20 protein-coding genes and 1 riboswitch are annotated in these 19,949 nt (G+C 41.0%); of the genes, 7 read left to right on the top strand and 13 right to left on the bottom strand.

Going from position 1 to position 19,949, the window contains the following annotated elements; genetic code table 11:
* The 3 genes from WC743_RS27370 to WC743_RS27360 all read right to left on the bottom strand — a co-directional run.
* Positions 1 to 398: DUF6580 family putative transport protein (locus WC743_RS27370; RefSeq protein WP_373016744.1), on the bottom strand; the 398-nt coding region annotated here is incomplete at its 3' end.
* 52 nt (positions 399 to 450) lie between these two features.
* Complete coding sequence (locus WC743_RS27365; RefSeq protein ID WP_373016743.1) at positions 451 to 1,524, bottom strand: YncE family protein; 1,074 nt, start codon at positions 1,522 to 1,524, stop codon at positions 451 to 453.
* A gap of 10 nt (positions 1,525 to 1,534) precedes the next feature.
* Positions 1,535 to 3,562: a TonB-dependent receptor gene (locus WC743_RS27360; RefSeq protein ID WP_373016742.1), complete on the bottom strand. Its 2,028-nt coding sequence runs from the start codon at positions 3,560 to 3,562 to the stop codon at positions 1,535 to 1,537.
* Positions 3,563 to 3,663: 101 nt separating this feature from the next.
* A riboswitch (cobalamin riboswitch) is annotated at positions 3,664 to 3,862 on the bottom strand.
* A gap of 44 nt (positions 3,863 to 3,906) precedes the next feature.
* On the opposite strand from WC743_RS27360, the gene WC743_RS27355 reads away from it, so the two are divergent.
* Together WC743_RS27355 and WC743_RS27350 are read left to right on the top strand one after the other, a co-directional pair.
* Positions 3,907 to 5,154, top strand: a complete 1,248-nt coding sequence (locus WC743_RS27355; RefSeq protein WP_373016741.1) for a serine hydrolase — start codon at positions 3,907 to 3,909, stop codon at positions 5,152 to 5,154.
* Between the two features lie 68 nt (positions 5,155 to 5,222).
* On the top strand, positions 5,223 to 6,074 hold the full coding sequence (locus WC743_RS27350) for an SRPBCC family protein (protein WP_373016740.1): 852 nt from the start codon (positions 5,223 to 5,225) through the stop codon (positions 6,072 to 6,074).
* Positions 6,075 to 6,136: 62 nt separating this feature from the next.
* On the opposite strand, the gene rplT is transcribed toward WC743_RS27350, so the two are convergent.
* The 5 genes from rplT to WC743_RS27325 all read right to left on the bottom strand — a co-directional run bounded on the left by rplT (position 6,137) and on the right by WC743_RS27325 (position 10,415).
* Entirely contained in the window at positions 6,137 to 6,481 is a 345-nt protein-coding gene (gene rplT / locus WC743_RS27345) for a 50S ribosomal protein L20 (protein ID WP_067059791.1), read from the bottom strand.
* Positions 6,482 to 6,556: 75 nt separating this feature from the next.
* Positions 6,557 to 6,757 carry a 50S ribosomal protein L35 gene (gene rpmI, locus WC743_RS27340; RefSeq protein WP_373016739.1) on the bottom strand — a complete coding sequence of 67 codons (201 nt, stop codon included), beginning with the start codon at positions 6,755 to 6,757 and terminating at the stop codon, positions 6,557 to 6,559.
* 99 nt (positions 6,758 to 6,856) lie between these two features.
* Complete coding sequence (infC, locus tag WC743_RS27335) at positions 6,857 to 7,423, bottom strand: translation initiation factor IF-3 (RefSeq protein WP_373016738.1); 567 nt, start codon at positions 7,421 to 7,423, stop codon at positions 6,857 to 6,859.
* A 1-nt stretch (position 7,424) separates the two neighbouring features.
* Entirely contained in the window at positions 7,425 to 9,350 is a 1,926-nt protein-coding gene (thrS, locus tag WC743_RS27330; RefSeq protein WP_373016737.1) for a threonine--tRNA ligase, read from the bottom strand.
* A gap of 531 nt (positions 9,351 to 9,881) precedes the next feature.
* Entirely contained in the window at positions 9,882 to 10,415 is a 534-nt protein-coding gene (locus WC743_RS27325; RefSeq protein ID WP_373016736.1) for a DinB family protein, read from the bottom strand.
* 90 nt (positions 10,416 to 10,505) lie between these two features.
* Between WC743_RS27325 and WC743_RS27320 the strand changes: the two genes are divergently transcribed.
* Complete coding sequence (locus WC743_RS27320; protein WP_373016735.1) at positions 10,506 to 11,756, top strand: hypothetical protein; 1,251 nt, start codon at positions 10,506 to 10,508, stop codon at positions 11,754 to 11,756.
* Between the two features lie 179 nt (positions 11,757 to 11,935).
* Here WC743_RS27320 and WC743_RS27315 read toward each other — a convergent pair whose 3' ends face one another.
* The 3 genes from WC743_RS27315 to rpe form a co-directional block, all read right to left on the bottom strand.
* Positions 11,936 to 12,886, bottom strand: a complete 951-nt coding sequence (locus tag WC743_RS27315) for a D-2-hydroxyacid dehydrogenase (protein ID WP_373016734.1) — start codon at positions 12,884 to 12,886, stop codon at positions 11,936 to 11,938.
* Between the two features lie 76 nt (positions 12,887 to 12,962).
* On the bottom strand, positions 12,963 to 14,030 hold the full coding sequence (gene serC, locus WC743_RS27310) for a 3-phosphoserine/phosphohydroxythreonine transaminase (protein ID WP_373016733.1): 1,068 nt from the start codon (positions 14,028 to 14,030) through the stop codon (positions 12,963 to 12,965).
* A gap of 162 nt (positions 14,031 to 14,192) precedes the next feature.
* Entirely contained in the window at positions 14,193 to 14,843 is a 651-nt protein-coding gene (gene rpe, locus WC743_RS27305; protein WP_373016732.1) for a ribulose-phosphate 3-epimerase, read from the bottom strand.
* Positions 14,844 to 15,031: 188 nt separating this feature from the next.
* Between rpe and WC743_RS27300 the strand changes: the two genes are divergently transcribed.
* The 3 genes from WC743_RS27300 (at position 15,032) to WC743_RS27290 (ending at position 17,196) form a co-directional block, all read left to right on the top strand.
* A complete protein-coding gene (locus WC743_RS27300; RefSeq protein WP_373016731.1) occupies positions 15,032 to 15,385 on the top strand; it encodes a YciI family protein in 354 nt (117 codons plus the stop codon).
* Between the two features lie 18 nt (positions 15,386 to 15,403).
* Positions 15,404 to 15,748, top strand: coding sequence for a YciI family protein (locus WC743_RS27295; protein WP_373016730.1), 345 nt, complete (start codon positions 15,404 to 15,406; stop codon positions 15,746 to 15,748).
* Between the two features lie 197 nt (positions 15,749 to 15,945).
* Positions 15,946 to 17,196 carry an RNA polymerase sigma factor gene (locus WC743_RS27290; RefSeq protein ID WP_373016729.1) on the top strand — a complete coding sequence of 417 codons (1,251 nt, stop codon included), beginning with the start codon at positions 15,946 to 15,948 and terminating at the stop codon, positions 17,194 to 17,196.
* Positions 17,197 to 17,206: 10 nt separating this feature from the next.
* Here WC743_RS27290 and WC743_RS27285 read toward each other — a convergent pair whose 3' ends face one another.
* Both WC743_RS27285 and WC743_RS27280 read right to left on the bottom strand, forming a co-directional pair.
* Complete coding sequence (locus WC743_RS27285) at positions 17,207 to 17,863, bottom strand: 3-oxoacid CoA-transferase subunit B (RefSeq protein ID WP_373016728.1); 657 nt, start codon at positions 17,861 to 17,863, stop codon at positions 17,207 to 17,209.
* Between the two features lie 291 nt (positions 17,864 to 18,154).
* Positions 18,155 to 18,856, bottom strand: coding sequence for a CoA transferase subunit A (locus WC743_RS27280; protein ID WP_373016727.1), 702 nt, complete (start codon positions 18,854 to 18,856; stop codon positions 18,155 to 18,157).
* A gap of 348 nt (positions 18,857 to 19,204) precedes the next feature.
* On the opposite strand from WC743_RS27280, the gene WC743_RS27275 reads away from it, so the two are divergent.
* On the top strand, positions 19,205 to 19,660 hold the full coding sequence (locus tag WC743_RS27275; RefSeq protein ID WP_373016726.1) for a hypothetical protein: 456 nt from the start codon (positions 19,205 to 19,207) through the stop codon (positions 19,658 to 19,660).
* The last annotated feature ends 289 nt before the right edge of the window (positions 19,661 to 19,949 follow it).

The raw sequence follows: 19,949 nt of genomic DNA, 5'->3' as shown, positions 1-19,949 counted from the left end.
CCGTATAACCAGGGCAGATCCATAATTAACCAGTGTACAGCAATACCGGCTAACGAAGCCGCTGCTACGTTCAATACGTTCACCTTTTTAATAAAAGTACCTATTAATACCATTATAGCGAAGCAACCATACATCCATATAGAGCCGCTGTAATAGATAACCCAATTTGACGTGTACAGATAATTGATAAATATATCGCTCACAAACAGAGCGGCAAGCGGTACTAAATAAGCTTTCCATTTATCGGTAAAATACGCGCCTCCAAATAAGGCTATAGCCCCTATTGGTGTAAAATTGCTTAATACCGGGTATTTGTAACTCACCAAACGCATTGCCATTGCAGCAATAATCATCACGATGAGTACAATGTTACGGGTGTTGGTTTTTTGTATTGACATAATATTAAGAATGTAGTGCAAATTTATTGATAATACACTGTAATTTAAAATGCTATTTATTAACGAAAATAATAGCCCCAGGGTTAATCCCGGTAGTTATTGAGTATTCCTTTTTTCCATTTTTATCAAAAGCAAAAAGCTCACCGTTTGATGCGTAATCTTTGGCATCGGTAACAAATACTTCGCCGGTTGTGCTATCATAAGCTATGTTATATGGGGTTTTAATCACCGTGCCATCCGTAATAAAATTTGCTTTGGCCACCGTTTGAGTTTTAACATTGTAAACCAAAACTTTATTATCTGCCGATAGGAAATACGCAAAATCACCATCTACTACCATCGAGGTACCGTAAGCACCAGCCAGTGCTGTGCTTTGTGTTTTTACTGCATCTGTGGTATTATCAATGACAGTCATACCGGGTAAAACTGCAGCATAATCGCCGGTTGATAGCACATATACATTACCGTAGCTATCTGCAGCCATGCTTACCGGGCTGGCAATAACTGTTACTTTCTTAGTTTCGGTTAATGTGTTTAAATCAATTACGGATACCGTTTTATCCGGGTTACCAAAGCTTAATCCGCCTGAATTCGCTACATATAATTTTCCGTTTGATACAACCATTTGTTCAGGGTTGCGGCCTACAGTTATATATTTTTCAATTGCCAATGTTGTGGTATCCATTACCGCCACTGTACCATCATAAGATGATATATAGGCTTTGTTTTTGTTGAATACTACATAACGTGGCTGGCGGGCAACAGTGCCGTTAAACAGTTTTACCTGTTTTACAGATTTTGTTGTTTTGGCATCAACCACCTCTACTGTGCTTGATACGTTTACTACAATGTACATTTTTGAACCGTATACCTTAGCATCGTTACCTGTATCGCCCAGCTTTGTTCCGTTTGCAGCATTAAAACGGTCTGAAGTTGTGCTTTTTGTAGTATAATCATAAAAGCTTAAGGTGCTGTTATTAGCATTAAAGTTACCCTGGTTAAGCACATATACCCCTCCCGTTGTTACCGGTGGATCAACTATTATGTTTTTATCCTTTTTACAGGCAGCCAGTACAGAAAGTATCGCGACAGCAGATATTAGACTTTTGAGTTTAAATGGTTTCATAGTTTGCGTATTAAATTGTTATTTGAATTGATAGACGATATGAGCGCCCCGGCATGGGGAAACTCCTGATGATTGAATAATTTTTATTTAAAAGGTTATTTACTTCAAACGAGGCCATTACCGGGAGTTTACCTGTAATGAAATTATATACTGCTGATGCATCACTTATAGAGTAGCCCGGTACATAATAATCGGGCTCGTTGTTGCCTGTATAGTATCTTGATGATGAAAGGATATGATTATAATAAACACCCAGCTGCTTATAGTTTACACCCGCATTTAATGCCAGTGTGTTTTTAGGGGTATAAGGTATTTGATTTTGATAGGTTGATGATGCAGGGTCGGTTACATCTGTTGCCTGCTGATAAGTGTAGTTTGCACTAAGCAATCCACGCCAGCCGTTTTGTTGTTTGGTTTGGGTTTTTAATCCCACATCAATCCCTTTAATATCAACCTTGCCAATATTACTAAACGAAAATATTGCCGGGTTTTTATTAGGCACGGCCAGTATTTTATTACTTACATTATTATAATAGGCATCTGTAGTTAAAGTTATGTATTCCAGCAGGTTATTTAAATTTTTTGTCCAGGTGATGCCTAAATCATATTGCTTTACAAATTCCGGTTTTATGGTACGCGGCACTATGGCATAAAAGTAAAGCTCATCTAAAGTAGGTGCCCGGAATATGTTTTTATAAAATGCCCTTACCTGTAAATTGCTGCTATCAAATGGTTTTAAAGTAGCCATTAGTGTGGGCGATAATACCGAGCTCGATTTTGAAGCTACCCCCTTTTCTACCATTTCGTTTAAATTGGTTTGTAAGAGATTTCCCTGCAGCTGCCATCTGCCTTTTGTAAAATTTGTAGCCAAAACATTTAAGAGGGTGAACCTTGACGGGTAAGCATAGTTATAAATATCCGCATCCATTTTCAGGTATGATGCATCGGCTGCATACGATACTTCCCAATCCGGAGTGAGGTGATAAGCCAGCACAGCCGACTGGTAAACCTCTTTTTGATTGTAATGCTGATCTAAGACCCCTTCCTGGTTTAAAAAATCGGGATCAAGATAGCGGGTTTTTAATTGAGATAGTTTAGTGTTAACTAATAAGCGCAAACTGCTTTGCCAGGTATGCTCATAGGTGGCTTGCGCAAAAATATCGTTGTTCTCTAAACGCTGACTGGCATACGGGTTATAAAATATCACCGCCCCCGGCAACCCTCGTTTGGAGTTATAATAATTAACGTGGATGTTGAATTTATTGCTGTCGCTTTTTGTCCAGTACAGGGCGGCATCGGTTTGAAATGACTTTACATCACCATTTCTGCGGATGGCCAGAGTATCAGATCCGTCGCCATCAACCTTGTATTTATACCTGCCGTTAGCATATACATAATTCGCGTTAGCTATAAACGACCATTGTTTGCTAATGCGTTGCTGCCATTGCAGGTACGGGTTTACCAGTCCAAACGAACCACCCTTCACTCCTGCCTGGATCTGGTAAGGCTTTTGTGCCGTTAATGCGGGCTGCAAGGTTTTAATGCTCAAAACACTTGCCGATGCAAATGAACGCGCCGGTTGCAACAAATTTGCGGGCTGGCCATTATACAGGGCAATCTCCTGTACGTTGTTAAGGTTAAATTTGCTCAGGTCTATTTGTCCGTTTTGCGCGTCGTTCAATTGTATGCCATCAAACAAAACGGCGGTGTGGTTTGCGCCCAGACTGCGTACAGATATTGTTTTTAAGCCCCCAATACCGCCGTAATCTTTAATATTTACGCCGGAGAAGTTACGCACGGCATCGGCAACATTAAAAGCATTGTACCGGGTAAAATCTTTATTGGTAACCTGTTGTGCGGGTGTAAGTGTTTGAACCTTAGGTGTCGTGTTTGCTTTAACGGTAACTTCCTTAAGTTTTTTAGTGGTATCACTTTGCGCGAATGTTTTATAACTAATTGGTTGAAGGCACGCCAACACAAGCACACACTTTATGGCCGGTAACGAATTGTTTAAAATAATTGAACTTTTGTGCCTCATGCCGATCTTTATAAAAACAAAGCTAATGAGGGAAATACAGGAATGGAAATACACTGCTAACAGAAGGGCATTCACATCCAAGCTTCAATCCCCGAAAGCTGTGAATAATATTGTGCTGAGGCAGGTATTCTGACTTACTCCCCTTGGTCTTGTCTTCCCATTCCTTACAGGAACAGTGACATCTTGAATAGACTTTGGTTAATGGAGCTTACAGCTGCGGGACAGTTACGGATTTACACCATATTCCCTTTTAATTCTGTTACGAAATTCGCAACAGAAACCTAAAGCGCTGCAAATGTACTACAAGTATTAACAAACACAACTAACATTGTATATTTATACACATGAAACTATTAAACTGTCTCCTATTTTTTATGGTAATGCTATCTGCAAAAGCCCAGCAGCCTGATACCGTGTTCCTGAAAAACATGTTACAATCGCACCCCGAACTATTCAGCGGGATACTTAATCACTCCACCCAAAACGAGGTACAGATACTATATACACAGATAAACCGGGACAAAAATAATGTGCCTCATTTTCGTTCTTTCAGCTACCGCCTTAACCCTAAAAGATACTTTTACCCGGCAAGCACCGTCAAACTTCCAACAGCAATTTTCGCGCTTGAAAAATTGAATGAACTAAAGATAAATGGTTTAAATAAAGGCAATAAGATGCTTACTGACAGTGCTTTTACAGGTCAATCTAAAGTACTAAAGGATACATCATCAGAAACGGGGTATCCATCAATTGAGAATTATATCAGGAAGATATTATTGGTTAGCGATAACGATGCTTATAACAGATTGTATGAATTTATTGGCAGGGAAGAGATCAACCAAAAGCTTAAAAAGTATGGATTAGCTAACACGCGGATCATTGGCAGGCTGGCTATTGGCGATGGTGGCGAAGGCGCCCGGAATACCAACCCAATTGATTTTTATAAGGGTGATAAACTGGTTTACCACAAACCGGCTTTATATGATACCAACAATTACCCTATGCAGCTGGATAATATGATACAAGGTAAAGGGTATTTGGATAAGGACGATAAACTGGTAATGCAACCCTTTTACTTTAATGAGAAGAACGTTTACCCAATTGCAGATCAGCAAATAGTTTTAAAACGTTTGCTTTTTCCGGAAGTATTTGCCCAACAACAACGCTTTAATTTAAAGCCCGACGACTATCAATTCATTTACCGGTATATGAGCATGTTCCCTACCGAAAGTATTAAACCTGTTTATAACCGACCTGAATATTTCCCCGCGTTTTGCAAATTCCTTTTTTATGGCGGAGATAGCACAGCTGTAATTAATCCTGATATCAGGGTATTTAATAAACCCGGAGATTCTTATGGTTATGATATAGACAACTCTTATATAGTAGATTTTAAGAATAAGGTTGAATTTATGATCACGGCCGTTGTACAGTCTAACGAGGATGGTATTTACAACGATAATAAATATGAATACGCTACAGTTTGCCTTCCTTTTCTTAAAAATATTGGACAGGTTATCTATCAATATGAATTAAACCGGCCTAAAAAGTACCTGCCTAATTTAACTAAGTTTAAATTCAACTATCACTAAACGAAAAATAAAATCCGTTAAAAGAAAACCCACTGCTTGTTTAGCTGTTAAATTTAAAACTATAAATTATGACAACAGCAGCATTAGAACATAGGTGGCGGGAAGTTGTCGCCAACCAACAGGATAACATAAATCTTTCACAGGCAGAACGTACCGTATCAATAGCAGGCGGAGTTAAATTGGCACTATCAGGCTTTAAAGGGCTTTTTAAAAGTCCTTTTAGCAGTATTATAAAACTTGGTGCAGGCGGCTATTTGTTAAGCCGTGGTATTACAGGGCACTGCGAACTTTATTCGCGCATGGGCCGTAATTCTACCGAGCCGGTTAACGTGAACATCCGTTCATCATTCCATATTGATAAGCCACGCCAGCAGATATATGACTTTTGGCGCAAACTGGATAACCTGCCCTTGTTTATGAAACACCTGGAAAGTGTAGAGATAATTGACGAAACCCGTTCGCACTGGGTATTAAAATTACCTTTAGGCGCACCTTCAATAAGCTGGGATGCTGAGATAGTTAAGGATGAGCCCGGTTATAGTATTGGATGGAGCTCATTACCCGGCTCATTAATAGACAATGCCGGTAAAGTACGTTTCCAGGATAGTGATGAAGGCGATGGCACGCTGGTAGATGTAGTTATCTCCTATCGCCCGCCTGCTGGTGGCTTTGGTGGCGGCATTGCCCACATATTAAACCCTGTATTTAAAAACATGGTTGATAATGATGTACGCAACTTTAAACAATACATGGATATTGAAGATAGTGATGCCATTTACGAAGAGCAGCCTATCGGAATTATAATAGAAGAAACAATTATAGATGATGCGCCGGAGCAACAAAACACCGGGCAGGATGAACAATCGCCCTATAGTAGCGATAGAGGGCAGCAGCCCCCTCCGGAAGGAAGAATAATATAACGCTAAACAACAAAGGCCCCGAAAAACGGAGCCTTTGTTGTTATATAAAGAATGTGTGATTCTTATTTCACAGCGTCAATGATCGCTTTAAAAGCATCAGGGTGGTTCATTGCTAAATCAGCTAATACCTTACGGTTTAAGCCTATTTCTTTAGCAGCTAATTTACCTATTAACTGTGAGTAAGAGATACCATGCTGACGAGCGCCTGCATTGATACGTTGTATCCACAATGCTCTGAATTCTCTTTTCTTGGTTTTACGGTCACGGTATGCATACTGTAAACCTTTTTCTACTGTGTTTTTTGCAACGGTATAAACCTTGCTTCTTGAACCCCAATAACCTTTGGCGAGGTTCATGATCCTTTTCCGGCGTCTTCTCGACGCGACTGCGTTAACTGAACGTGGCATTTTGTGTTGTTTTTGGTAGTGAGTGTCCCTTTCGGAAGCTTTTGTACTCTAATACCTGGTTAAAAAATTAATTAATTACTTGCCGATACAAAGCATACGTTTTACGTTACCCATGTCTGCAGCAGATACTAAACTGGTGTGACTAAGGTTACGCTTACGTTTTGTTGACATCTTGGTTAAGATGTGGCTTTTGTATGCGTTTTTTCTGGCAATTTTACCGGTCCCAGTAAGCTTGAAACGCTTTTTAGCACTGGAATTGGTTTTCATTTTTGGCATAACTCTATTTATATATATGTAAATTATTCTAAGTTCAGATATGAGATTTGAGACTTGAGATATGAGAAACCCTCAAATCTAATATCTAACCTCTCACATCTATTTTTTTAACGCCTTTGGTGCAACGGTTAAAAACATCCGTTTTCCCTCTAGCTTTGGTAATTGCTCTACTTTACCAACTTCTTCTAATGCCTGTGCAAAACGCAGTAGTAAAATTTCCCCTTGCTCCTTGTAAACAATTGCACGCCCTTTAAAGTGAACGTAAGCCCTTACTTTTTCACCGGCTTCTAAAAACTTGGTGGCATGTTTCAACTTAAAGTCAAAATCATGGTCATCAGTATTAGGCCCAAAGCGGATCTCTTTAATTACTGTTTGCTTGGCATTGCTTTTTATCTCTTTAAGCTTCTTCTTTTGCTCGTAAATAAACTTATTATAATCAGTTACTTTACAAACGGGAGGGTTAGCGTTTGGAGATATCTCAACCAGGTCAAGATCTTGCTCTTGCGCAATAGCTAATGCATCTCTTAATGAGAATACGCCCTGTTCAACGTTATCGCCTACAAGTCGTACCTCTTGTGCCCTAATAAACTGGTTGATGTTGTGTTCGGCTTCTTTTTTCTTAAAAGGTAGCCTTGGTCCTCTGTTGAAAGGTTTGTTTAAAGCCAAGTTATACTGTTATTTCTTTAATTATTTGTTGTTTAAATTCTTCAATGCTCATACTTCCCAAATCACCCTGACCATGTTTTCTTACAGAAACCATCCCTTCGGCGGCCTCTTTTTCACCCACAATCAGCATATAAGGGATCTTTTTGACTTCAGCATCGCGTATTTTACGCCCTATCTTCTCATCCCTGAAATCAATCAGCCCGCAAATATCGGAATCTTTTAACACATCAGAAAGTTTTTTTGCATAATCTTCATATTTTTCCGATATGGGAAGTATAATAAACTGCTCCGGAGACAGCCAAAGCGGAAAATTACCGGCACAATGTTCAATTAATACCGCAACAAAGCGTTCTAACGACCCAAACGGTGCCCTGTGTATCATCACCGGGCGGTGTTTTTGGTTATCACTGCCTGTATATTCCAGTTCAAAACGCTCCGGCAGGTTATAATCTACCTGGATAGTTCCTAATTGCCACTTTCTGCCTAAGGCATCCTTCACCATAAAGTCAAGCTTAGGGCCGTAAAACGCGGCTTCGCCATATTCAACTACAGTGCGTAAACCTTTTTCATCAGCAGCTTCAATAATTGCCGATTCAGCTAAAGCCCAGTTCTCGTCAGTACCAATGTACTTTGTTTTGTTATTAGGATCGCGCAGAGAAACCTGTGCAGTATAATCATCAAAGCCTAAGGCTGCAAAAACGTATAATACCAGGTCTATTACTTTTTTAAACTCCTCTTTAACCTGATCCGGGCGGCAAAACAAGTGGGCATCATCCTGAGTAAAGCCACGTACACGGGTTAAACCATGCAACTCGCCGCTTTGCTCATAACGGTAAACAGTACCAAACTCAGCCAAACGAACCGGCAGATCTTTATAAGAACGTGGTTTTGTTTTATATATCTCGCAATGATGCGGGCAGTTCATCGGTTTTAAAAAGAACTCCTCTCCCTCCTGCGGGGTTTTTATCGGCTGGAATGAATCCGCGCCATATTTTTCATAGTGGCCAGAAGTTACATACAGGTTTTTATGGCCAATATGCGGTGTAATTACCTGCTCATAACCTGATTTTGCCTGTGCTTTTTGTAAAAAGTTGGTAAGGCGTTCGCGCAATGCGGTACCTTTAGGTAACCATAATGGTAAACCCATCCCCACTTTTTCAGAGAAAGCGAACAATTCCAGTTCCTTACCTAATTTACGGTGATCGCGTTTTTTAGCTTCCTCTATCAGGTGCAGGTAATCTGTTAATTCACTTGCTTTAGGGAAAGTTACACCATAAATACGGGTAAGCTGTTTGCGGCTTTCATCGCCACGCCAGTAAGCACCGGCAACACTCATTAGCTTTACAGCCTTTATAAAACCAGTGTTAGGGATATGCGGCCCACGGCACAAGTCGGTAAAGTTCCCTTGTGTATAAAAAGTTATGCTGCCATCAGGCAAATCCTTGATCAGGTCAAGCTTGTACTCATCCCCTTTCTTGGTAAAATATTCAATAGCATCGGCTTTGCTAACCGGTTTGCGAATGTATTCGCTTTTGGTTTTAGCCAGCTCAATAACTTTGTCTTCAATTTTCTTGAAATCATCTGATGAAAATGGCTCGTCGCCAAAGTCAACATCATAATAAAAACCGGTTTCAATAGCCGGGCCAATACCAAATTTGGTACCAGGGTACAAAGCCTCTAAAGCCTCGGCCAGCAAGTGGGCCGATGAGTGCCAGTAAGTTGATTTGCCTTTTGCATCGTTCCAGGTAAGTAGTTTTACTGCCGAATCTTCTTCAATGGGGCGGCTTGCATCCCAAACCTCGCCATTAACTTCGGCTGCTAATACGTTACGTGCTAAACCTTCAGAGATAGACAACGCTATCTGCATGGAAGTGATTCCTTTATCGTATTCACGAACGGAACCATCAGGGAGTGTAATACTAATCATCTACAACTATGATTTAAATTTTAATAAATAAGTGAATTATAAAACGAATCACATACTAACGTGATTTGAACTTATCGCAAAAATAGGATTTTATTTATACAAGGAAAGTAAATTATGCTATTAGTCCATTCCCGCGCGTCATTGCGAGGTACGAAGCAATCTCCCGACAGGCTGGTTAATCCAACTTGTCATGCTGAGCGATAGTGAAGTATCTATGAAATGTGCTTGTTTTGTTAGTGCTCCGTTAGTAATGGTTCTGTTTTATGAACCGTCAGTGGATGTTCATTTCTTTTGACACCAAAAGAAACGAACCAAAGAAAAGTGCCGGCTACGTTACGTTTTGTGAAAGTCAGTACGTGTTCAGAGCCTGTACCACCCAAACGTTCCTGATGCCGGTTATTGAGCGCATCGTTCCGCTCGTCAGACTCGATTATACAGGAAAGATGGGCTTTCGGTTGTCTATTTCCTGAGCCCGAAAAGCCTAACGACGACGAATCTTAAATTGCAATACTGGCTTGTATTGTGGGAGCTTCAGTATTTCAAATACCGCTCTCTTATTAAATTATAATGATGCAGTTCATGCCCGGCAATGTGGTAAGCCAGGGCCCTAACCGTGGCATCATTGGCGGTGCCAGTACCATGCCCCATCCTGTCGAAAGCCTCTTCGGGCAGGCCATTGAATAACGCTATGGTAGCTCTTCTTACAGCTTCGTACTCTTCAAATATATTATCCAGATCGCGGTTATCGGCATCTGAGTAAATGGCGTAACTGTCCTGGTCAAACCCTATCAGGTTGTTTTGTTCGTTTCGGGCAAAGCGCAGTGCGCGGTAAGCAAATATGCGCTCATCATCAATAATATGAACCAGTACTTCCTTAATGCTCCATTTCTCCGATGTATAACGATGATATAAAGTTTCTTTTGGCAAAGAATATATAAGCTGCTTAACCATTTCAAAGTTGCTTTGCAAATGCTTTAATATTAACCCGTCAGTTGGCAATAGCTTCATATACATAATGGCGTATGGAGGATATTCGCCGGGTTTTGGTGGTTCTATAATTCTCATGATCTTTAATTTTTACCTTCAGTAAAAAAATAGGGCTTATTACTGTAACTATTTATGATGAATAACCGTCTTGAGGCAAATATCTGATTAATGAAAATTAAACTTATACTCTCCGTATTATTTCTTTTAAAGATATCTGTTGTTTTTTCACAGAACGAAAAGGCAAAAGCAGACTACCTGGCCATGAATTCAGCCACATGGAACAGCGATTTTAAAAACATGGAGCGGGTGTTAACCCCTAAGATAATAAAGAACCAGTTGTTTATGATTGGTGAAGGTCACGGGATAAAATATTCGTATGATATCCAGTATGATATGGTGGCTTACCTTCAAAAAACAATTGGAGCAAGGTACCTTTTCATGGAATTGGGTTACCTGGATGGTATATTACTAAATGAGTATTTAAAAACGGGCGATGACGCGGCATACCGGGCAGGTTTTGAAAAATATAATGGGACCTACTATTATAATAAAAGTGTACATGAGCTTTTTAAAAAGCTGTACCGGTTAAACCAAACCCTACCTGCAAATAAAAAAATAATAGTACTGCCTGTTGATATTGAACATGGTTACCGTAAGGCTATACAATACCTGCAAGATAATATGTTTACCGGCGAAAATGCCAATACACCCGTAGGTTTGGCCCTGCATAAAATTGATAGCGAAAAAGGCGTAGGAAAGGATATTGCCAATGAAATGGTAAAAATATATCCGGATTATAAGGCCAACATAGCTACTTATAGTAAAGCTTTGGGCAAACAGTTTAACGATGCGGATTTTTTGATGCGGAACACATATGAAATGCTGAATATCGCTTTAAAAAAGGTTGCCGACACCCGCAGGGACAGCGTTATGCTGGAGAATTTCAATATTTACAAAAAGCGCTATAACCTGCAGAATGAGAAATTGATTGGCCTGTTTGGAGGTTTCCATGTTAAACAAACCGATGAGCCAAATGACCTGCGATTTGCCGCTTTACTCAAAAGGGCCGCCGTTGTTAAGGGGATATGTTCGGCTTTAATGGTTTATAACGGTGGTTATATTATGATGCCTAAAGGAAGGAACGATACTACCAAAACGGGGAACCGTTATAAGCATGTAGCTAACACGTATGATTACTTTACAGGCAGCTTTACAGATGGCGACCTGCTTACGCCGTATAACAATAGCGGCAAAGGGGTACTGTTTAATCTGACAGCTAAAGGCACACCTTTTAAGGGCCAGAAAAGCTTCCTGATGGAAAAAGACCAGTATGCTAACGTTGATGAGATGTTCCAGCTATTGATCCTGATCAATAACTCGCCGGCTACAGAGCCTTTAACGGGCGGAATGGACGAGTAAAAAGCTATTCACTCAGAAACAAATACGTCATTGCGAGGTACGAAGCAATCCCCGATGGAGAAGTAGGCGACATGCATGTGGGGGATTGCTTCGTTCCTCGCAATGACGCGTTTTACATAATAACAAAAGAGCCTCTTGCTTTTGTAAGGGGCCCTTTAATATCAGGTAATTATATTATCCTATTTTAAAAAATGCTGAATGATCAAACCTGCAAGTTCAACACCTATGCGCTCCTGGGCCTCATTTGTAGCGGCGCCAATGTGCGGGGTTAATGAAATTTTAGGGTGAGATAAAATATCCTGGCGTGGAGTTGGTTCGTTATCAAATACATCAAGCGCCGCGAATGATACCTTACCGCTGTTCAGGGCGTCAAGCAGGTCGCTTTCGTTGATCAGTCCGCCACGGGAGCAGTTAACCAGGCCAACACCTTTTTTCATCAATTCAAACTCAGCTGCACCAATTAATGGTTTATCCACAAACGGCGTATGCAGGGTTATGAAATCAGCTTGTTTCATTATCTCTTCGGCAGTAGCGGTTTTAATGGCGACTTTGGCTATAAAACCACCGCCTAAAACTACCTCAACTTCTGGGTTAAAAGGGAAAAGATCATAAGCTATCACTTCCATACCAACACCAATGGCAATTTTAGCAACCTCACGGCCTATGCGGCCAAAGCCTAAAATACCCAGTGTTTTACCACGTAGCTCAACACCTTTTGCAAATGCTTTTTTCAGGTCGTTAAACTTGGTAGCACCTTCAACCGGCATTTTGCGGTTACTGTCTTGCAGGAAACGCACACCTGTAAACAAATGGCCAAAAACAAGTTCGGCAACTGATAATGAAGATGATGCAGGCGTATTGTAAACGCCAATGCCTTTTTCTTTGGCATATTCCACATCAATGTTATCAACACCTACCCCACCACGGCCTATCAGCTTCAGGTTTGGGCATGCGTCTATTAAAGCTTTGCGCACCTTGGTAGCGCTGCGAACAGTTATTGCATCAAACTCCTGTAAACGAACAGGTAATTCATCTTGCGGGATGTTCTTGGTTTCAACAAAGAAACCGGCATCCTCTAACATTTTTTGACCTATAGGGTCTATGCCATCATTGGCTAATATTCTGATCATCTGTCTAATTATTAACCCCCCTGCCCCCTGAAGGGGGAGTAAAATTCTGTTCCCCCTTCAGGGGGTTAGGGGTTGATTATTTATTCTTTTCAGCAAACTCCTGCATAGCATCAATCAGCACATAAACGCTGGTTATTGGCAATGCATTATATATAGATGCGCGGAAACCGCCTACGCTCCTGTGGCCTTTTAGGCCCACTATGCCTTTTTCGTCGCATAGTTTAAGGAATGGTTTTTCGTGCTCAGGGTTTTCGGCAACAAAACAAACGTTCATATGCGAGCGGTCTTCCGTTGCGGCTACACCTCTAAATAATGGGTTACGGTCAATTTCTTCGTAAAGTACACTTGCCTTTGCATCGTTCTCTTTTTCGATAGCATCAACACCACCTTTGGCTTTTAACCAGTTAAGGGTAAGCATTGATACATAAATAGCAAAGCAAGGAGGCGTGTTATACATTGATCCACCCTCAATTTGTACCTGGTAGTTAAACATAGCCGGAATTTTGCGGCCTGTTTTACCTAACAGATCATCTTTAACTATTACCAAAGTAACCCCTGCAGGGCCCATGTTCTTTTGAGCGCCGGCGTATATTAAACCAAAATCGGCAACGTTAATTTTGCGGCTAAATATATCTGAGGACATATCTGCTACAACAGGTATTGGCGATTTAAAGAATTTATGTAACTGCGTACCGTAAATGGTATTGTTTGATGTAATGTGCACGTAAGCGGCATCAGCAGGCACTTCAAAATCTTTAGGGATGTAGGTAAAGTTGCTCTCTTTTGAAGTAGCAATTACATCAACCTCACCAAAAAACTTAGCTTCTTTAAGTGCTTTGTTAGCCCATACGCCTGTTTCTACATATGCAGCTTTGCCGCCTTCTGGCAAAAGGTTATAAGGTGCTAAAGCAAACTGTGTGCTGGCACCGCCCTGTAAAAACAATACCGAGTATCCTTCAGGAACGCTAAATAGTTCTTTAACAAGCTTAACAGCTTCATCTAATACTGCTTCAAATTCCGGCGAACGGTGCGATATTTCCAGCAATGACAAACCTGTTCCGTTAAAATCAACTACTGCGGCTGCAGCCTGTTTCAAGACCTCGTGAGGTAAAATGCCGGGGCCGGCACCGAAATTGTGTTTCATAATGTTAGCGAATTTTAATGCTATTGTTTATTATCAACTTTGTATTTTGAAGTGCCGAAGTTAATAAATCCGACAAGTTTAATAGACTTTTTTTACATTTTTTTTAAAACGTGCTTATTACACCTGATAAGATGTTTTTGAAACGATAAAAGTTACGGTTAATTATATATTTTTTAATTGCGAGATCGCCCCAGGCTGGTCTGCCGCCGAGAAAACGGAATTGCCGGCAACCAAAACATTCGCACCCGCTTTAATGAGTTTTAAGGCATTTGAACTATCCACTCCCCCATCAACCTCTATCAGCATGTTTGGGTTTTTTAGCGCGCTCAGTTCTTTTACTTCGCTTATTTTGGTGTAGGTATGCTCAATAAATTTTTGGCCGCCAAAGCCCGGGTTTACAGACATTACCAGCACCATATCTAAATCGGCAATAATATCTTTTAACAACGATACATTGGTATGCGGATTAATGGCTACAGATGCCTTACAGCCCAGTTCTTTTATAGCCTGAATGGTACGGTGTAAATGCGGGCAAGCTTCATAATGTACCGTGAGGTTGTATGCACCGGCATCTGCAAAAGCCTTTAAATAACGATCAGGGTCTACTATCATTAAATGCACATCCAGCGGCTTTGTAGCGTGTTTTTTTACCGCCTTAACCACCGGGAAACCAAACGAAATATTGGGTACAAACATCCCGTCCATAATATCAACATGCAGCCAGTCGGCTTCGCTGTTATTTATCATTTCAACATCGCGCTGCAGGTTTGCAAAATCGGCAGCTAAAATTGAAGGTGCTATCAAGTGGTTCATGCTGGTAAATATAGGGATATTGTTTTAAGGTTGTAAAATTTGGACTGCGGTAAACTAACATCTATACATTTTATTTAACAGGATGTTGGTACATTGTGATAAAAATTAACACAGTATGTCCAATACTTAAAACTTCATTTGTTATTGGGGTATAAAACAATTATTCTATAATTTAAAAACTTAACATCATGAATGAGTATGTATTAATTATGAGGCATGAAGATGGACAAAAAGTGGCTTCGCCGGAGCAAATTCAAGTTTGGATGAAACAAACCATGGACTGGATTGGCGGTATAGCTGCACAAAACAAGTTTGTAAGCGGTACAGGCTTGCCATTTGATGATGCCCGTGTGGTAAACCATAACCGGGTGATAACCAACGGCCCATTCGGCGATATTAAAGAAACCATTGGCGGGTTTATTATCGTAAAGGCAGAATCGGCAGATGAAGCCGCGGAGTTTGCCAAAGGCTGCCCCGTTTTACAGGGCGAAGGCAATACGGTTGAAGTAAGGAAAGTAGCAAAGAACGACGATACACATTAATTTTAATTTAAAGAAACCATGAAAGATTTTATGTTGATATACAGGGCTGATTATTCATCAATGATTGATAGATCGCCGGAAGAAAGAGAGGCCATGACCAAAAGATATATGAACTGGATAAACAATATTGCCGGGGAAGATAAACTGGTTGACATGGGCAACCGTTTAGCCCCTACCGGCAAAGTGGTTTCCGCAGGCAACGTTGTTACCAATGGCCCTTACACCGAAGTAAAAGAGTTTATAGGCGGGTACTCTATGATAAAAGCAGCGTCATATGAAGAAGCTGTTGAATTGCTTAAAGGCTCTCCCGTTTTTGAGCTCGACGGTAAAATTGAGGTAAGGGAAATAAGTTACATCAAATAATATCGTAGGAGGCTGTATCATGAGTAAAAAACAAATTTGGTAAGAGAAAGAAAATTTGGTGTCAATCTCCCTTTGTGTCCTTTGTGCAAAATCTTAGTGCCCTTTGTGGTTAATTTTACCACAAAGCACACAAAGGAAGGAATACAAAGAACACTAAGCCAAATAAAATTTTTACTCTCTTTTTGTAAATTATACTTATGAAACAGCCTCTTTTACTAAATATGCAGCAACAGGAACTTATACCACATTTATTCCGAACTGAATCCGGAAGGATAACGGCTGTGTTATGCAAGCTTTTCGGTATAGCCAATGTAAATATTGCCGAGGATATTACCAGCGAAACATTTCTGGCTGCTTTAAATACCTGGCCCTACAAGGGCATACCTCAAAACCCACAGGCATGGTTGTATACCGTGGCAAAAAACAAAGCCAAAAACGCATTATCCCGTCAACAACTTTTTAACAATACAATAAGCCCTGCGGTACAGGCAGAACTTGTAACTGAACATGAGATGGAGATAGATTTATCAGACGATAATATAACCGACAGTCAGTTACAAATGCTTTTTGCTCTTTGCCACCCCTTAATACCGGCCGAGGCACAAATAGGGCTGGCATTAAGAATACTTTGCGGTTTCGGCATTGATGAAATTGCCGGCGCATTTCTGAGTAATAAAGAAACCATCAATAAAAGATTATTCAGGGCCAAAGAAAAGCTGCGTACGGAAAATGTTAAACTGGAGTTTCCGCCGGAAAATGAATTAAGCGGCAGATTGCAATCAGTATTAACAACACTTTACTTATTATTTAACGAAGGATATTATTCTGAAACGGAAAATACAATACTTAGGCAGGAGTTGTGCGAAGAGGCCATGCGGCTTACTAAAATGCTGCTCAATTTTCCATTAACAAATAAGCCAGAAGTAAACGCGCTGTTTGCATTAATGTGTTTCCACGCCTCTCGGTTTGACGCAAGAAAGGATAAAAACGGTAACGTTGTATTATATAACGACCAGGACGATGACCTTTGGGATAAGAAATTAATAGCCGAAGGTGCCGCTTATTTAAGTGAGGCTTCACAAGGCAGCTACTTATCAAAATACCACATTGAAGCCGGCATTGCTTACTGGCATACTATAAAAGCAGATACCCGTGAAAAATGGGAAAGTATCCTGCAACTGTATAATCATTTACTCTCGGTTGAATATTCGCCTGTTGCCGCACTTAACCGTACCTATGCACTGGCAAAAGTGAAAGGCAATGAAGCGGCAATTATCGAGGCGGAAAAACTTAACCTCGCTAACAATCACTTTTACCATACCCTGCTTGGCGAACTTTACAAAGATACAGATGCTGTAAAGGCTAAAGAACACTTTATGCAGGCATTAAAACTGGCTAAAACAAATACCGATAAACGCACCATCTTCTCTAAGATTGATGCATTATAAGTTTCCGGCTTTAGAGCGCCATCTCAGGTATATCGCCTTCAATAATAAGCTTACCTGCTGTAGCCTTTATAATTTCTTCAACACTTACACCGGGAGCGCGTTCCAATAGTTTAAAACCACCGCCGGGCAATACATCAAGTACGGCAAGTTCGGTCACTATCTTTTTAACACAGTTTACGCCGGTTAACGGTAATGTACATTTAGGCAGCAGTTTAGATTCGCCTGCTTTATTAACATGCTGCATAGCCACAATAATGTTTTCTGCGGATGCCACCAGGTCCATAGCGCCGCCCATACCTTTAACCATTTTACCGGGAATTTTCCAGTTAGCTATGTCGCCATTCTCGGATACTTCCATAGCGCCCAGGATGGTTAGGTTTACTTTCTTGGCCCTGATCATGCCAAAGCTCATGGCCGAATCAAACACTGCCGACCCGGGCAGTTTGGTAATGGTTTGCTTACCGGCGTTAATAGTATCGGCATCTTCTTCCCCCTCAAAAGGAAAAGGCCCCATACCCAGCAAACCGTTCTCTGATTGCAGTATTACATCTACATCATCAGGAATATAGTTGGCTACCAATGTGGGTATGCCTATCCCTAAATTTACGTAGTAACCGTCTTTTATTTCTTTAGCTATTCGCTTCGCGATGCCTTGTTTGTCTAACATATGTTGTATCTTATGTATGTCTATTGTATCTTATTTATGTCATTGCGAGTTTTAAAATCCTACGCCTCTGAAGGGGAAATGACATTTGCAGGGTCATCCTGAGCTTGTCGAAGGACGTGCGCAAAGGCCCACCTCGCAATGCTTCGACAAGCTCAGCATGACCCATTAACTAAATATGTCATTGCGAGCGATAGCGTGGCAATCCCGTCGCATGCTAAGCGTTCATGCATTGGCAACGGGATTGCCACGTCGCTACGCTCCTCGCAATGACATGGTTTTAATAACCTGGCTTTAATTATCTCTCTTCCTCACCGTCCGTTGTTCTATTCTTTTTTCATAATTCTCACCCTTAAAAATGCGGTGCACATAAATTCCGGGGGTATGAATGTTATCGGGGTCAAGCTCTCCGGGTTCTACCAGTTCTTCTACCTCGGCAATAGTTACCTTGCCGGCCATAGCCATAACAGGGTTAAAATTGCGGGCGGTCGACCTGTATACGAGGTTGCCCAGCCTATCCCCTTTCCAGGCTTTAACAATGGCGAAATCGGCATCAAATGCCATTTCCATTAAGTAATCCTTACCGTTAAAATTACGGGTCTCTTTGCCTTCGGCTACTTCAGTGCCTATGCCTGCGGGGGTAAATATAGCGGGCATGCCGTAGCCTGCTGCCATACAGCGGGTGGCCAAAGTACCTTGCGGTATCAGTTCAACATCCAGTTCACCGCTTAGCAGCTGGCGTTCAAACTCTGCATTCTCCCCTACATATGATGAGATCATTTTTTTAACCTGATGCTGGTGTAATAACAGGCCAATGCCAAAATCATCAACACCGGCATTGTTTGAGATACAGGTAAGGTTTTTTACACCTTTTTTAACTAAAGCCAAAATACTTTTTTCGGGTATGCCGCACATGCCAAATCCGCCCAGCATAAGGGTCATGCCGTCTTCAATATCGCGGATAGCTTCATCAGCTCCACTAACAACTTTATTCATGTTCTATAATTGGTTGGGGTAAAATTAATGATTTTTAGTTGATGGTTATGTGATTTGTAATGCTGAATGTAATGAAGCATCTATTTGTATCCTTAGCATGCAGTAGATCAGCTCCTTCACTGTCGCTACTCATGCCATATTTAATTATATGGGTCATGCTGAGCTTGTCGAAGCACTGCGGGGTGGGCCTTTGCGCACGTCCTTCGACAAGCTCAGGATAACCCGGCAAATGTCATTTCCACTTAGAATCCACCGGATTTTATCGCTCAGGATAACAAACTATTAGCTAAAAACACAAACAAATAGCATGGTTGAAACCTTTATTATATACATCAATCTATAAACGTCATGGCACTAAACGAAGATAACAAACCACATGGCTACCGGGTAGAAGACGATAGCAATCTTGAAGAAAAAGACCTGAGAAGAACCTATTTATTTGGCAAAGGCAATGAAGAAAAAACCGGAAATGAACCAAACATGGAAGGCAACGGTACGGGCGGCCAAAGGTTTGGCAAAAGCAGTGATACGCCATCAGGTGATGATAAGAATAACCCGTCGCAAAATGCGGGGTATACAAACGAATATTTCAGGCGGACTGAACCATCTGACGAGCATCCCGAAAACAATAATTTTAAAGTTCCAAATCAATTAGGAGAGCCAAACTATACGCAAGCTGCCGATGCGGGTAAAACAGGGCAATCTGACCTGGAAAACACCGGCCCAACAAAAGATGATGAGGAAAAGGAGATCAATATCCCCGGCCCAAATGAATTACCGGATCAGCAACAGGTTGGAGAGTAAATTTTTTATTGTGATGTACGATAGTGAAGGAGAATAACAAGTTGTAGAGATATGTCTTTGCGAGGCACAGGATGGGAATGCGTGTTAGCGTGCCGCGGCAATCCCGTAGCCAATGCATATTCGCCGAACGTCCTACGAGATTGCCACGCTATCGCTCGCAATTGTAAAGGTTAACTAATTCGGTAACAGAATTAGCTTTAAGGAAATAAAGCTAAAAGTTATGCGGAACATAAACAATGACCTCACTTTAAAACGTAATTATTTAAATAAGTATCGTTTCCTGATCGGG

The organism is Mucilaginibacter sp., from assembly GCF_041660805.1.
In the GTDB taxonomy this organism is placed as follows: Bacteria; Bacteroidota; Bacteroidia; order Sphingobacteriales; family Sphingobacteriaceae; genus Mucilaginibacter.
The sequence above is the reverse complement of the archived record's forward strand: the minus strand, read 5'-3'. Positions and strand labels throughout refer to the sequence as shown.

Excerpts from the sequence above, each read along its gene's own strand:
- WC743_RS27290 (WP_373016729.1), top strand. The coding sequence starts at position 15,946 with ATGAAACAGCCTCTTTTACTAAATATGCAGCAACAGGAACTTATACCA.
- WC743_RS27275 (WP_373016726.1), top strand. The coding sequence starts at position 19,205 with ATGGCACTAAACGAAGATAACAAACCACATGGCTACCGGGTAGAAGAC.
- thrS (WP_373016737.1), bottom strand. The coding sequence starts at position 9,350 with ATGATTAGTATTACACTCCCTGATGGTTCCGTTCGTGAATACGATAAA.
- WC743_RS27365 (WP_373016743.1), bottom strand. The coding sequence starts at position 1,524 with ATGAAACCATTTAAACTCAAAAGTCTAATATCTGCTGTCGCGATACTT.
- WC743_RS27280 (WP_373016727.1), bottom strand. The coding sequence starts at position 18,856 with ATGAATAAAGTTGTTAGTGGAGCTGATGAAGCTATCCGCGATATTGAA.
- WC743_RS27320 (WP_373016735.1), top strand. The coding sequence starts at position 10,506 with ATGAAAATTAAACTTATACTCTCCGTATTATTTCTTTTAAAGATATCT.
- WC743_RS27285 (WP_373016728.1), bottom strand. The coding sequence starts at position 17,863 with ATGTTAGACAAACAAGGCATCGCGAAGCGAATAGCTAAAGAAATAAAA.
- WC743_RS27295 (WP_373016730.1), top strand. The coding sequence starts at position 15,404 with ATGAAAGATTTTATGTTGATATACAGGGCTGATTATTCATCAATGATT.
- WC743_RS27350 (WP_373016740.1), top strand. The coding sequence starts at position 5,223 with ATGACAACAGCAGCATTAGAACATAGGTGGCGGGAAGTTGTCGCCAAC.
- WC743_RS27300 (WP_373016731.1), top strand. The coding sequence starts at position 15,032 with ATGAATGAGTATGTATTAATTATGAGGCATGAAGATGGACAAAAAGTG.
- rpmI (WP_373016739.1), bottom strand. The coding sequence starts at position 6,757 with ATGCCAAAAATGAAAACCAATTCCAGTGCTAAAAAGCGTTTCAAGCTT.
- rpe (WP_373016732.1), bottom strand. The coding sequence starts at position 14,843 with ATGAACCACTTGATAGCACCTTCAATTTTAGCTGCCGATTTTGCAAAC.
- WC743_RS27360 (WP_373016742.1), bottom strand. The coding sequence starts at position 3,562 with ATGAGGCACAAAAGTTCAATTATTTTAAACAATTCGTTACCGGCCATA.
- rplT (WP_067059791.1), bottom strand. The coding sequence starts at position 6,481 with ATGCCACGTTCAGTTAACGCAGTCGCGTCGAGAAGACGCCGGAAAAGG.
- serC (WP_373016733.1), bottom strand. The coding sequence starts at position 14,030 with ATGAAACACAATTTCGGTGCCGGCCCCGGCATTTTACCTCACGAGGTC.
- WC743_RS27325 (WP_373016736.1), bottom strand. The coding sequence starts at position 10,415 with ATGAGAATTATAGAACCACCAAAACCCGGCGAATATCCTCCATACGCC.
- WC743_RS27315 (WP_373016734.1), bottom strand. The coding sequence starts at position 12,886 with ATGATCAGAATATTAGCCAATGATGGCATAGACCCTATAGGTCAAAAA.
- WC743_RS27355 (WP_373016741.1), top strand. The coding sequence starts at position 3,907 with ATGAAACTATTAAACTGTCTCCTATTTTTTATGGTAATGCTATCTGCA.